Annotated in this window: 11 protein-coding genes; 7 read left to right on the top strand and 4 right to left on the bottom strand. The window is 71.7% G+C overall.

The features are described 5' to 3' along the window. The first annotated feature begins 61 nt into the window (after window positions 1–61). Window positions 62–1519 (top strand): sulfatase, encoded by a 1458-nt coding sequence (locus VIS07_10925; GenBank protein HEY8516015.1) that lies wholly within the window; start codon window positions 62–64, stop codon window positions 1517–1519. 61 nt (window positions 1520–1580) lie between these two features. Here the strand turns inward: VIS07_10925 and VIS07_10920 are convergent, their stop codons facing one another. The 3 genes from VIS07_10920 to VIS07_10910 all read right to left on the bottom strand — a co-directional run bounded on the left by VIS07_10920 (window position 1581) and on the right by VIS07_10910 (window position 6182). After that, a complete protein-coding gene (locus VIS07_10920; GenBank protein HEY8516014.1) occupies window positions 1581–1835 on the bottom strand; it encodes a hypothetical protein in 255 nt (84 codons plus the stop codon). 120 nt (window positions 1836–1955) lie between these two features. Beyond that, a complete protein-coding gene (locus VIS07_10915; GenBank protein ID HEY8516013.1) occupies window positions 1956–5066 on the bottom strand; it encodes an efflux RND transporter permease subunit in 3111 nt (1036 codons plus the stop codon). Window positions 5067–5072: 6 nt separating this feature from the next. Continuing rightward, the gene (locus VIS07_10910) at window positions 5073–6182 is read right to left on the bottom strand and encodes an efflux RND transporter periplasmic adaptor subunit (GenBank protein ID HEY8516012.1); all 1110 of its coding nucleotides are present in this window, start codon (window positions 6180–6182) and stop codon (window positions 5073–5075) included. Window positions 6183–6493: 311 nt separating this feature from the next. Here VIS07_10910 and VIS07_10905 point away from each other — a divergent pair, with 311 nt between their 5' ends. From VIS07_10905 to VIS07_10880, 6 genes are all read left to right on the top strand, one after another. Next, window positions 6494–8044, top strand: a complete 1551-nt coding sequence (locus tag VIS07_10905) for a sodium:solute symporter family protein (protein HEY8516011.1) — start codon at window positions 6494–6496, stop codon at window positions 8042–8044. Then, window positions 8041–8196, top strand: a complete 156-nt coding sequence (locus VIS07_10900; protein ID HEY8516010.1) for a hypothetical protein — start codon at window positions 8041–8043, stop codon at window positions 8194–8196. The genes VIS07_10905 and VIS07_10900 overlap by 4 nt, the downstream gene beginning before the upstream one ends. Beyond that, window positions 8193–9089: a phytanoyl-CoA dioxygenase family protein gene (locus VIS07_10895; protein ID HEY8516009.1), complete on the top strand. Its 897-nt coding sequence runs from the start codon at window positions 8193–8195 to the stop codon at window positions 9087–9089. The genes VIS07_10900 and VIS07_10895 overlap by 4 nt, the downstream gene beginning before the upstream one ends. A 215-nt stretch (window positions 9090–9304) precedes the next feature. Next, window positions 9305–10330 carry an AraC family transcriptional regulator ligand-binding domain-containing protein gene (locus tag VIS07_10890; protein ID HEY8516008.1) on the top strand — a complete coding sequence of 342 codons (1026 nt, stop codon included), beginning with the start codon at window positions 9305–9307 and terminating at the stop codon, window positions 10328–10330. 187 nt (window positions 10331–10517) lie between these two features. Continuing rightward, entirely contained in the window at window positions 10518–11987 is a 1470-nt protein-coding gene (locus VIS07_10885) for a hypothetical protein (GenBank protein ID HEY8516007.1), read from the top strand. Window positions 11988–12083: 96 nt separating this feature from the next. Continuing rightward, window positions 12084–13430: a hypothetical protein gene (locus tag VIS07_10880; protein ID HEY8516006.1), complete on the top strand. Its 1347-nt coding sequence runs from the start codon at window positions 12084–12086 to the stop codon at window positions 13428–13430. 21 nt (window positions 13431–13451) lie between these two features. Here the strand turns inward: VIS07_10880 and VIS07_10875 are convergent, their stop codons facing one another. Beyond that, entirely contained in the window at window positions 13452–13661 is a 210-nt protein-coding gene (locus VIS07_10875) for a hypothetical protein (GenBank protein HEY8516005.1), read from the bottom strand. Window positions 13662–13680: the final 19 nt, after the last annotated feature.

The following is a 13680-nucleotide window of genomic DNA, read 5'->3' as shown; positions in this document are numbered from 1 at the left end:
CGCGACTACGTGCGTTCGTCCTTGCAGCGGACCCGATCCGTCGCGCGACGAGGGCACGACGATGCCGGCGGCCCAGCGGCCCGACGTCAGCGCCCACGCGTTTCCTGGCCTCGGAGTCGTCCTCCGCGAGCTCGCGGCGCGTGTCGCCGCGGTGCTCCTGCTCGCGCTGCTCGGCTGCTCGTCGTCGGATTCCCCGCCCGCTCCCGGCGGAGGCGACATCGTGCTGATCACCGTCGACACGTTGCGCCCCGACCACCTCTCGCTGTTCGGCTACGAGCGCCAGACCTCGCCGCACCTCGAAGCCTGGTTCGGCGAGCAGGGGATCCTCTACGAGCGCGCCTACTCGACGGAGGCCAACACGCCGCCGAGCGTGGTGAGCATCCTGAGCGGTCTTCTGCCGGAGAAGCACGGGGTGAGGCGCTTCTACCAGCTCCTCGATCGCTCGGTGCCGCTCGTGACCGATCTCCTGCCGGCGCGCTACACCACGGCGGCCTTCGTCTCGAACATCGTCCTCACCAAGGAGGCGCTGGGCATCGCGTCGCGCTTCGACCACTACGACGACGAGGTGAACGAGCACACGGGCTGGCGCAACGTCTGGGAGCGCCGAGCGGAAGCCACCACCGACGCCGCTCTGCGCTGGGTGCGCGACAAGGCCGATCCCGACTCGCCGCTCTTCCTCTGGGTGCACTACATCGACCCGCACGCCCCCTACGACGCCCCCGCCGACTGGCCGCGCCGCTTTCGCCACGAAGGCTCCCGTCCGGTTGTCGTGAAGCGCATCCCGCTGCCCATGCGCGTCAACCTGAAGAAGGACGCGCTCGATTACGTCGACGCGTACGACGAGGAGATCGCGTACACCGACGCAGAGATCGGCCGGCTCCTCGCGGGGCTCGACGAGCTGCGCGGGCTCGACGACGCGCTCCTCGTCTTCACCGCCGACCACGGCGAGAGCATGCTCGAGCACGAGCAGTGGTTCACGCACGGCTACCACGTCTACGAGGAGATCGTGCGCGTGCCGCTCGCGATCCGCGCGCCAGGCGCGAAGCCCGAGCGGCGCACGCAGCTCGTGACGGGCGCCGACGTGGCGCCCACGATCCTGCGCTTCGCCGGCGTCGCGCTGCCGGAGGAGCTCGAGGACGTCGACCTCGTGAGCGGCCGCGGGCTCGGTCCCGGGCGGCGGATCTTCGTGGAGGCGTCCCAGCCCCGGCTGCAGTGGCGCGCGGTGGTGCAGGACCGGAGCAAGTGGCTGGCGGCGATCCGCCCCCGAACCCGCGTGGTGCGCCGACGTCTCTTCTACGACCTCGCGGCGGATCCCGAGGAGCTCCGTCCGCTCGCCTGGCGCGACGGCGACGAGGCGCCGCGCGAGCTCCTCGCGCGCATCCAAGCCGATCCCGATCCCGGCGGCGCCCCGGCGCAGTTCGCCGCCGGAAAGCGTCGGGACGACCTCAAGCGCAACCCGCGCCTCACGGCGGAGACGCGCAAGCGGCTGCGCGCGCTGGGCTACGTCGATCCCGATTGAGGGACGGTGGGGGAAGGGCTACGGCGGGCGCCGCCGAAGCCGCGCGCGCGTCGGCGACGGATCAGAGATCCTCGGTCGTCGTCGGCGACGTGGTCGCGGCGGGCGCGGACGCCGCCTCCGCCCCCGGCTCGTTGCACGCGACGATCAAGTTGCCGAACGGGTTCGCGCGCGGCGCGACACCGTTCACGATCCGGTAGCCGTTCGGGCACGCCTCGCGCGCCGCGACGTAGCAGTCCTCGAGGGTCTGCAGGGGGCCGTTGCAATCGACGTACGTGTACGGCTTGCCGTCGCTGCCGTAGATCCTGGTCGACGTCACGCTGCACCCCGCGGCGAAAGCCGGGAGCAGGGCGACGATCGCCGCGATGCGACACGCGCTGCTCATGGGCAAAGGGCGTAGCACGAGACCCGGCCGCGGGAGAAGCGGAGCGCGAGTGCGTCAGCCGCGCGTCGCGCCGACCTCGCTCGACGACGTCGCCGGCGAGCCGAAGAAGCCGATCACCCGCGCGCGCAGCCGGTCCATCGCGACGTAGGTCACCGGCACGACCAGGAAGGTGAGGACGGTCGAGAAGAACATTCCGCCCGCGACCGCGACGCCGAGCGGCGCGCGCGCCTCGCCGCCCGCGCCGCCGCCCAGGGCGATCGGCAGGATGCCGACGATGGTCGACAGCGCCGTCATCAGGATCGGGCGGAAGCGCGTGCGCGACGCCTCGAAGGTCGCCTCGAGCAGACCGAGCCCGCGCTCGCGGAGCTGGTTCGCGAACTCGACGATCAGGATCGAGTTCTTGGTCACGAGTCCGACCAGCATGACGAGCCCGATCTCGCTGAACAGGTTCAGCGTGCCGCCGGTCGCGAGCAGCGTGACGAGCGCGCCGGTGAACGACAGCGCGACCGCGACCAGGATCGTCAGCGGGTGCACGAAGCTCTCGAACTGCGCGGCGAGCACCAGGTAGATGATGATGACCGCGAGGAAGTAGGCGAACACCAGCGCGTTGCCGGACTCGAAGTAGTTCTCGGACTCGCCCGAGTACGTGATGCGGTAGCCCTGTCCGTCGGGCAGGACCTCCTCCGCGATCCTCGTGAGCTCGGTCAGCACGTTGCCGAGCGGCGCGCCCTCGGCGAGGTAGCCGGTGATGGTCGCCGAGCGCAGGCGGTCGAAGTGCGGCAGGCCGCGCGGCGCGACCGACTCCTCGAAGCGCACCAGCGAGCCCAGCGGGATCAGGCGTCCGTCCTGGCTGCGCACGTAGGTCTCCAGCAGGTCGCGTGGGTTCATGCGCTCGCTGCGGTCGAGCTGCGCGATCACGTCGTAGGTCTCGCCCTGCAGCTTGAAGGTCGAGAGCTCGAGCCCGCCGAACAGGATCTGCAGCGTGCTCGAGATCTGGCGCACCGAGACGCCGAGGTCGCTCGCGCGCTCGCGGTCGATGTGCACCTCGAGCTGCGGCTTGTTGAGCAGCAGATCGGTCTGCAGGTTGACGAGCCCGGGGATCGAGCGCGCGCGTAGGATGATCTCGTCGACGTACTGCGCGAGCTGCGCGACGTCGGGTCCCTGCACGACGAGCGACACCGGCGCGCCGCCGCCCGTCGTGCTGAGCGCCGGCAGGTTCATCGGGAACGCCTGGATGCCGCCGAGCTCGGCGAGCTGCACCCGCAGGTCGTCGACGACCTTCATCTGCGTGACGTCGCGGGTGTCGGACGGCGTCATGGTGGCGAAGATCGCGCCCTCGTTGACCAGCCCCGGCGTGCCGATGCCGAGCGCCACGACGGAGAACGCCTTGGTGACCTCCGGCACCGCGAGCACGATCTTCTCGACCTCGTGCTGGTAGCGGTCGGTGTACTCCATCGTGCTGCCTTCGGGCGCGCGGATGATCGCGCGCACGGCGTCGCGGTCGGCGGTCGGGATGAACTCGCGGTCGATCACGCCGAGCAGCAGCACGCCGAGCGCGACCCACGCGAAGCCGCCGACGAGCGTCATCGCCGGGTGCGTCAGCACCGGACGCAGGACACGCGCGTAGGCGGAGGCGAGCGCCTCGAAGCCGTGCGCGAGCTTCGCCTTGATGCCGGTCTCCGGGCCGCCGTGCTCCTTCAGGATGCGCGCGCACAGCATCGGCGAGAGCGTGAGCGCGACGAAGCCCGAGATGCCGACGGCGGTCGCGACCGTGATGCCGAACTCGCGAAACAGGAGACCGGTCGTGTCGCTGAGAAACGCGAGCGGCAGGAACACCGCCATCGTCGAGACCGTCGCCGCGATCACCGCGAAGCCGATCTCGTCCATGCCGCGGCGCGCGGCCTCCATGCGCTCGGTGCCCTGCTCGATCCACCGGGTGATGTTCTCGAGCACGACGATCGCGTCGTCGACGACGAGACCGATCGCGAGCGTGAGACCCATCAGGGTCAGCGTGTTGATCGTGAAGTCGAGCCAGTAGAGCACCGCGAAGGTGCCGACCAGCGACACCGGGATCGCGACCGCCGGCACGATCGTCGCGCGCAGCGAGCGCAGGAAGAGGAAGATGACGATCACCACGAGGATGATCGCCTCGATGATCGTCTGGCTGACGTCGGCGAGCGAGCGCTCGATGAAGATCGACGAGTCGAAGGCGGTCTCGATCGTGACGCCGGGCGGCAGCGTCTTCGCGATCTCCGCGGCCTCCTTCTTGACGGCGTTCGCGACGTCGAGCGTGTTCGCCTTCGATTGCTTGACGATGCCGAGTCCGACCGCGGGCTTGCCGTTGAAGCGCACGAGCTTGCGCTCGTCCTCCGGGCCGACCTCGACGCGTGCGACGTCGCGCAGCCGCACCGTCTCGCCGTTCACCACGGCGACGGCGAGCGCCTCGTACTCCTCGGGCGTCTTGAGCTCGCCGAGCGTGCGGATCGTGAACTCGCGGTCGACGCCCTCGATGCGGCCCGACGGCAGGTCGACGTTCTCGCGCGCGAGCGCCGTCTGCACGTCGGCGATCGTGAGGCCGTGCGCGGTGAGGCGCGAGTTGTCGATCCAGATGCGCATCGAGAAGCGCTTCTCGCCGGCGATCAGCACCTCGGACACGCCCGGCAGCTTCGCGAGCCGGTCCTGCACCTGGGTCTCGGCGATGGTCGAGATCTGGATCTGCGAGTAGTCGTCGCCGTAGAGCGCGAGCCACATGATCGGCGAGGCGTCGGCGTCGCGCTTCGCGACCACCGGCTCCTCGGCGTCGTCCGGCAGCTCGTCGCGGGCGCGCGCGACGCGGTCGCGCACGTCGTTCGCGGCGACGTCGACGTCGCGGTCGAGGTGGAACTCGACGGTGATCGTCGAGACCTGCTCGCGGCTGAGCGACGTCAGGTGCTTGACGCCCTCGATCGCGATGAGCTGGTCCTCGAGCGGCTGCGTCACCGAGGTCTCGACGACCTCGGCCGCGGCGCCGGGCAGCACGGTGGTCACGGAGACCACCGGAGGATCGACGTCGGGAAACTCGCGGTTCGGCAGGCGCCCGAGCGAGATCGCACCGAACAGCATGATGACCAGCGACAGCACGGTCGCCAGCACGGGCCGCTCGATGCAGATCTGCGAGAGCCTCATGGCGCTCTAGGGCGTTCGTCCGCTGTCGGAGGGCGTGGCGCCGGTCGCGATGACGGACTCGGCGCGTCGCACGGGGGCGCCCTCGGCGACCTTGTGCGTGCCGGCGGAGACGATGCGGTCGCCCGGCGCGAGGCCGGCCGTCACCTCGACGCGTCCCTCGCTGCGGATGCCGAGCTCGACCGGCACGCGGTGCGCGACGTTCTCGTCGTCGACGCGCCAGACGAAGCTGCCGCGCGCGTCGTAGGCGATCGCGCTCTCCGGAACGACGATCGCGTCCTCGTGCTGCGCGAGCTCGAGGTGGATGTTGGCGAAGAAGCCGGGACGCAGACGGAGGTCGTCGTTCGGCACGAACGCCTTCATCAGCAGGCGGCGGTTCGCGGGGTCGAGCGACGGCGCGACGAAGTACACCTCGCCGGGGAAGCGCTCGCCGGGATAGGCGGCGACGGAGATCTGGACCGGCAGGCCGACCTTGGCGAGCGGCACGCCGATCTCCGGCACGGTGAAGACGAGCCGCAGCCGCGAGAGCGCGTCGATGCGGACGAGCTCGGTGTCGGTGTCGACGCGGTCGCCGGGCGACACGCGACGCGCGCCGAGCACGCCGTCGAACGGCGCGCGGATCTCGGTGCGGTCGAGCTCGACCTGCGCGAGGTCGCGCCGCGCGCGCGCCGCCTCGAGCCGCGAGACCGCGGTGTCGAGCTCCGCCTGCGAAAGCGTGCGCTGCTTGGTGAGCGACTGCGCGCGCCGGTACTCCTCCTCGGCGAGCGCCAGCGAGGCCTGGGCCTCGGCGAGCCGCGCGCGCTGCTCCTCGTCGCGCAGCTTGAAGAGCAGGGCGCCGCGCTCGACGCGCTGACCCTCCTGGAACTCGACGCTCGCGATCACGCCCTGCGTCTCGGGCTTGAGGACGACCGTCTCCTCGGCCTCGAGCTGACCGACGAGGTCGACGGTCTCGCTGATCGAGCTGCGCCCGACGGTGATCATCTCGACCGCGACGGGCGGCGGTCCGCCGCGGTTGGCCGAGCCGGCGCGGTCGTTGCACCCGGCCGCGAGCGCGGCGAGCGCGCTGACCACGACCACCGTCCGAAGGCTGCGCGCCGTCTTCGAGGAGAGGTGTTTCACGCCGTCGTGCCCGGGGATGCTGCTCGCCGCTGACGCGAGCTGGGTGCGGCGGCGCGGTTGCGCCGTGGCAAGCCTTGCTGGCGGCGAGTGGAGAGCGTGCTCGCGAGAGTGCCGCAGGAGGCGCGGGCTTGCAACTCGCAAGCGCACGGTGCGCCGCGTCGGCGTGAGATTCCGGCGTGAGGGTGTCGCGTGACGCCCCGTCACGATGCCGCGCCGAGCGCTCCCGCCGCGCGCCACGTCCCACGCTTCGGGATGCCCGGTCCTCTCGCCGCTTCCCCTGCGGGCGGTCGTCGAGGCAATGTCGTCGCCCCGTGAGCATCGACACCCCCACCAACTTCGCCGCCCTCGACGCCGCGATCGTCGTCGTCTACCTCGTCGCCACGACGCTCGCGGGCGTGCTCGCCAACCGGCGCGTGGGCGGGATCGCCGCCTACGTCGTCGGCGGCCGCGCCGCGGGGACCTCGCTCAACGCCGCGAGCTACGTCGGCACCGGGCTCGGCCTCGTGACCCTGATGTACGCGTCGATCGACGCGTTCTCCTACGGCTTCTCCTACGTCACGCTGGCGCTGGTCAGCTTCCTGGTGAGCCTGTTCCTCGGCGTGACGGGCTTCGTGATCGGGCCGCTGCGGCGCCTCGAGCTGCTGACGATCTCGGAGTTCTTCGAGCGCCGCTTCGACCGCCGCACGCGCATCATCGGCGGCTTCATCGGCGCGCTCGCCGGCATCCTCAACATGGGTCTGTTTCCGAAGATGGGCGCGACCTTCGTGACGTTCTTGACCGGCGCGTCGCTCACCGCGCCGAGCGCCGAGACGATCGTCAACCTCGTCATGTCGCTGCTGATCGTCGTCGTGGTCGCGTACACCGTGCTCGGCGGCATGATCTCCGTGCTGGTGACGGACTACCTGCAGTTCGTCGTGCTGACGCTCGGGCTCCTCGTCGGCGTCGTCGCGTGTCTCTGGCACCCGCAGCTCGGCTGGGAGCGGATCGTGCACGCCATGGCCGCGGAGCGCGGCGCGCGGATGTTCAATCCGGTCGCCGAGGACGGCTACGGCTGGATCTGGGTCGTGTTCAACACCGTCGTGTTCGCGGCGGCGGCGGTGTGCTGGGCGCCCGAAGCCTCGCGCTCGTTGACCGCGCGCAGCGAGCGCGTCGCGCGCTTGACGTTCCTGCTCGCGGCGCCCGGCCAGTTCATGCGGCTCGCCGTGCCGTCCCTGTTCGCGGTCGCGATGTTCTGTCTCGTCGCGCAGGCGCCGGACCTGCAGGCGCACTTCTTCCCGAACGGCCTCGCGGGCGACGCGGCGAACGCGGAGCAGGCGATGCCGTTCTTCCTGAGCCGCGTCGTGCCGAGCGGCGCGCTCGGTCTGGTCGCGGCGGGCGCGCTCGCCGCGTTCATGTCGACGCACGACAGCTACCTGCTCTGCTGGGCGTCGGTGCTGACGCGCGACGTCTACGTGCCGCTCGCACGCAAGAAGGTCGACCAAGCGACGCAGATCCGGCTGACGCGCCTCGGCGTGGTCGCGATCGGCGTGTTCTTGCTGGTGTGGGGCGTGTGGTACGAGCTGCCGGAGAGCGTCTGGACCTACATGGCCGTCACCGGAACGATCTACATGAGCGGCGCCACCGTGGTGCTGATCGGCGGGCTCTACTGGTCGCGCGCGTCGTCGGCGGGCGCGCTCGCGGCGCTGCTCGGCGGACTCGTCGCGGTGGTCGGGCTGTTCCGCGACGCGCTCGGCCGCTGGACCGGCGTCGACGTTCCCGGCGAGGTGATCGGGCTCGCGTCGTACGTGTTCTGCGCGATCCTCTTCGTCGTCTTCTCGCTCGCGATGCCCGACCGCGAGCGTGCTACGGGTCGGGAGCGATGAGCCTCGAATCCTGGATCTCGTTATGGACGTGGGTCTACGCGCTCGGGCTCGGCGCGTTCTTCGTGCTCGCGCTGGTGATGGTGCCGCTCGGCGCGCGCGACGTCTGGCGGCTGCTGCGCTCGCTCGACGAGCTCGAGAAGGAGGCGCGATGATCCTCCGCCTCGGCTCGCAGGAGATCGATTCCGCGGATCCCCGCGTCGCGCTCGAGCTGCGCGACGCGAGCGCGCTGCTCGGCGACGCGCGCGCGCTGCGCGAGCGTCTCGAGGAGGACGGCTACCTCCTGCTGCGCGGCTTCCACCCGCGCGAGGAGGTGCTGCGAGCGCGCAGGGCGATCGTCGATCACCTCGCCGCGGCGGGCGCTCTCGCGCCCGGCACGCCGCCGGAGGAGGCGGTCGCCGCCGCGTCGGTCGCGCCGCCCAACATGAAGGGCCGGCGCGAGATCACGCACCATCCCGCGGTGCAGCCGATCCTCGAAGGACCGCGCTTGATGGCGCTCTTCGCGGAGCTGTTCGACGGACCCGCGCGCTCGTTCGACTACAAGTGGCTGCGTGCGACGCCGCCCGGCGAGTTCACCGGCGTGCACGTCGACGCCGTGTACATGGGCCGCGGCTCGCAGCGTCTGCTGACCTGCTGGACGCCGTTCGGCGAGGTCGGGCCGGAGCTCGGCGCGATCACGCTCTGCGTCGGCTCGCACCGCTCACCGGAGCTCGCGCGCGTCCGCGAGACGTACGGGCGCTCCGACAACGAGCGCGACGGCTACGGCGGCTGGCTGACGACCGAGCCGCTCGAGCTCTCGGAGCGCTTCGGCGCGCGCTGGGCGACCACGACCTTCGCGCCCGGCGACGTGCTGATCTTCGGCATGCAGCTGCTGCACGCCTCGTTCGTCAACGTCACCGACCGCCACCGTCTGAGCTGCGACGTCCGCTTCCAGCCGGCCGCCGAGCCGATCGACGAGCGCTGGGTCGGCGACGCCGCGCTGGCGCCGAAGAGCGACCCCGGGCCGCGCGCGGCGACGCCCGAGATGCGCGCGGCGTGGGGGATCTAGGGAAGCGTCACGCGCGCTCGCGTCGTGCCGCCATGCCCGCGCAGGACGGAGCGGCCGGGTAGGCGCGACGTCCGATCCTCCGCGCGTCGTGCGAACGCGCGCGCTCGTCGCGCCTCGCCGCGCTCCTCGCCGCGTTCTCGCCGATCGGTCGCGCGGTTGTGTCCCATCCGGCCGTGCAGTAGCTGGCGCGCCGTGGCAGCCCGGGGAGCCAGCGGATGCGCAAGGATCTGACCCTCGCCGGAGCATGGACGCAGTACGTGCTCCGCGGGCTCGATGCGTGCGGGCTCGACGTGCGCGCGATCTGCCAGCGCTGCGGCCTCGCCTACGCGGAGCTCGACGATCCCGACGCGCGGGTGCCGCGCGACGCCGCGGGGCTCGTCTGGCGCGAGGCGGCGCGCGTGTCGCGCGACCCGCTGCTCGGGCTGCACGCCGCGATGCGCATGCCGATCGGGCTCAACAACCTGCTCGTGCACCTCGTGATGGTGAGCCCGACGCTGCTCGACGGCTTCGAGCGCGCGGCGCGCTACCAGCGCACGCTGACGCACGCCAACGTCCTCTCGGTCAGGCCTCTGGGCGACGGCGTCGCGCTCGTGCTGACGCGCGTCGACGGCGACCTGCCGGTCACGCGCCACGAGATCGAGTTCCAGGCGGGGCTGCTCGCGCGCTTCGGCGCGTTCGTGCTCGGCGACGCCTGGCGCCTCGACGCGGTCCGCTTCGAGCACGCCGCGCCGACGTGCGGGCGCGCGGCGCACGAGGAGGCATTCGGGTGCCGCGTCGAGTTCGCCGCGCGCGACAACGCGCTGGTGGTGCCGTACGACGTGATCACGCTGCCGTCGCCGCACCACAGCCCGGGCATGATGCGGACGCTCGAGGCCGACGTCGCGGCGCTCGCGGAGCGGCTCGGCACGCCGTCGATGACGGCGGAGGTGCGCGCTCGCCTGCGCGACGGGCGCCGCTGCCGCACGTGCGACATCGCGACCATCGCGAGCGAGCTGCACGTCAGCGTGCGCACCCTGCAGCGGCGGCTCGGCGAGGAGGGCGCGCGCTTCAGCGACGTGCTCGACTCGGTGCGTCGCGACGTGGCGCTCGAGCTGCTCGCCGAGGGGGCGACGCTCGAGCGCACGGCGCACGCGGTCGGCCTGTCGGGCGCGCGCGCCTTGATCCGCGCGACCAAGCGCTGGACCGGGCAGGCGCCCGGCGCGGTGCGCGGCGAGCATCCGGCTGAAGATCCCGGAGGGTAGGGCGGTGACGCCGTCCGCGGTCTGGACGGCTCGTCGATCGCGTGCGCGACGGGTCATGGCGCTCGTGGGGCGCGTCTTGGCGTCGTCGGTCACCAAGAATGGCGCCCCTCGTCGCGCGAATCGCGCTAACGGGGCCGGTGGTTCTGCAGGGAGAACCGCGGACCATCACGACGGAGGAACCGTGCCCATGCTCAGCAAGCACCGCCGGCGCAGCGCTGCCACCGTGCTCACCCGCGCGAGCGTCGCAGCCGTCGCCCTCGTCGCGTCGACTGCGACCGTCCACGCCGATCCGACGTTCTTCCCGAAGAGGATCGCCGCCTGGACCGACAAGCAGTTCGACCACGACTGCTTCTGGGGCGGTCCGCGCGGCATGGACTACGCGCGGCTGCCGAACCCGCAGCCGATCCAGATCCCGAACCTCTACCCGGACGTCGGCTCGACGTACTTCGTCGCGCAGTTCAAGCTGCCCGAAGGCGCATACTTGACGATCCAGGGCGACGCGCCGTACGAGCGCTACTTCTCGTTCACCATCGCGAACAACCTCGCGGGCGGCGGGCTCGGCGGCGGCGACTTCCTGCGCGACGAGTTCATCATCCCCGATCCCGGGAGCGTCAATCCGGCGCAGCGGACGACGCGACGCGACGCGAAGAACCGCCGCTACACGGTGCGCGTGCTGCCGGGCCCGGTGCCGGCCGTCAAGGAGCCCAACACGGTCTACACGCCGACGGCGGACCGCGACGAGCTCGTGCACCTGTCGATGCGCAACTACATCCCCGACCAGTACCTCGACGGCACGGGCGGCGTCGGCCTGCCGCGCGTCACGCTGACGCTCGCCGACGGCACGACGCAGACCGGCGAGGAGATGTGCCGTACCCTCCAGGTCACGAAGGAGCAGACGGCGAACGCGACCTTCCCGCGGGACTTGTGGGAGCAGCTGATCGCGGAGCAACCCGACCCGGCCAACGCCCCGGCGCAGAACCCGCCGCGGTGGGAGCGCTTCTGGAACGCGCTCTACAGCATCGCCGGCTTCTTCATCGAAGATCAGGAGCTGCGTGCGCGGACGTTCCCGCCCAACGAGGCCGGCGGTCTCGCCGCGAATCCCGACACGCGCTACCTGTTCACGGCCACGTCCGCGAACTTCGGCGACGTGCTGTACATCACGGCGCGGATGCCGGTCACGCCGCGCACGTACCGGCACAACAAGTTCTGGCCCGAGTCGTACCAGGTCCGCTACTGGTCGATGTGCACCGCGTCGTCTCCCGTCATCGGATGGAGCTACGACTGCGTGTGGGACGAGCAGATCCCGGTCGACGAGAACGGCGACTACCACATCGTCCTCAGCAAGCGGTCGAAGAAGCCGCGCAACGCTCGTCCGGAGTGCGGCTTCTACTGGCTCGACATCGGCGACGGCGACGGTTACGACGGCCCGGCCGCGCGCGAAGCGGTGAACGTCGCGTACATGCGCTTCATGGCGGCGGACCCGAGCTGGGAGCAGGCGCCGCAGAAGATCACGACGCCGGGCACCGAAGAGGAGGTCATGGGCCCGTACTTCCCGCGCTCGCAGTACATGTCGAAGGCGACCTTCGAGGCGTTCGGCTGCCCGGCTCGGGAGCGCGGCTCCGTGCGCAAGCCGTCGCTGCCGCAGCCGAGCGAGTGATCTGCGCGTCGTCCACGTCGCCCGCGTGACGACGTCGCCGCGGGCGATCTTCGCTGGCGGCTCGACCACGGCGCCGCGCACGTTAGAACGGTGCGCGTGAAAGCCGGATCGAGCTGGACGAAGGCGGTCGTGGCGGTGCTCGTGGTCGCGGCGACGTGGACGTGGGGTGCGCCCGCGCACGGCTTCGAGCTGCTGCAGCGCGACAAGGAGGTGCGGCTCACCGCGGCGCCCGACGGCGGCGGCAGCGCGCGCATCCGCGTCGGCGCGGATCGCGCGCTGCGCGACGTCCGCGACCCGCGCTGCCCCGCGGTGACCCGCGTGCGCATCTCGGCGTACGTCGACTACCGCTTCACCGGCGCCCCCGAGGTCGAGCTGCCGTGCGCGCGCTGGCAAGCGACGCCGAGCGGCTACGTCTACGACGACCCCGACGGCACGGCCGCCGGCATCCGTCGCATCGCCTACGGCCGCGACGGACTCACGATCGAGGCGCGCTCGCCCGGCTACACGCCGATCTCGGGACCGGTCGGCTTCGTGCACGTCCGCTTCGCGATCGACGACCGCCAGCTCTTCGTGCGCTTCCACCGCTTCTCGCGCAACGACGCCGAGGAGGTCGTGAGCCCGCGCGCGAGCCGCGTGGCCGCGGACGGCGAGCAAGCGTTCTGGGACGTGCTCCTCGGCGACGAGCGCGACAGCGACCGCGCGCTGCGCGCGCTCGCCCGCGCGGCGTCGAGCAACCCGCGCGACGGTCGCTCGCTGTTCCTCACCGGGATGCTGCGCCTCTACCGCTTCGAGCGCGTGACGCCCGACCCCCGCAACCCGACGGCCGCGGGCAAGCGCGAGATCCTCGCCGGCGCGGCCGCGCACGAGCGCGCGCTGCCGCTTCTCTGGGACGGCACCGGCGACGGCCGCGTGCCCGGCTTCATCGGCGCGGTGATCTACAAGAAGGGCGTCGCGTTCGGCGAGGCGGACGTCGAGGAGCGTGGCCGTCGCCTGATGAACGAAGCGGCCGAGGCCGACGCGCTGTTCAACGGCTTCATTCCCTTCGGCTTCGGCCCCATCGCGCCGCCCGACAGCGAGGGCTACGCGACGATCCTGCACCTGCTCGACGTCGTCTTCCCGACCGTCGCCGGCGAGTGCGGCACGCAGCCCGAGATCTGCTTCAACGACGGCCTCGCCCCGCACAACCTCGAAGGGTCGTTCGCGCTGTTCGGCGACCTCTACACCAAGGCCGGCCGCGTCGCGGACGCGGTGCGCAACTACGAGCTCGCGGCGAATCTCGGCGAGAGCAACGGCTGGACCCCCGCGTTCCTCGCCAACGTGCGGCGCCTCGCGGCCGAGGCGCCCGCGCGCGCGGCGCTCTATGCGGACGACGACCCGACGAACGATCCGCCGTTCACGGACTTCGGGGGAGTCGGAAACTGCGCGTACTGCCACAACCGGTGACGCTGGTCTGACGGCGGCGGATCAGCGACACACGAAGCGGCTGCCGGCGCCGCCGGCGGCGCAGCGCTCGGCGGCGAAGGTCGCGACCGCGCAGCGGCCGGCTGGACCTGCGAGGCGCTCGTGGCCGAGGACGACCGTCACCCGCAGCGGGCCCGCGGGCATCTCGAGCGCCGCGCCGCGCGCCTGCAGGACGACGTCGATGCGCGGCGCGCGCGGACGCCGATCCGTCAAGCGAATCGCGCGCAGGCCG

The organism is Candidatus Binatia bacterium, assembly GCA_036563615.1.
Lineage (GTDB): Bacteria > Desulfobacterota > Binatia > UBA12015 > UBA12015 > DATCMB01.
Note: the sequence above shows the minus strand (reverse complement) of the source record. Positions and strands in the feature narration are given on the sequence as shown.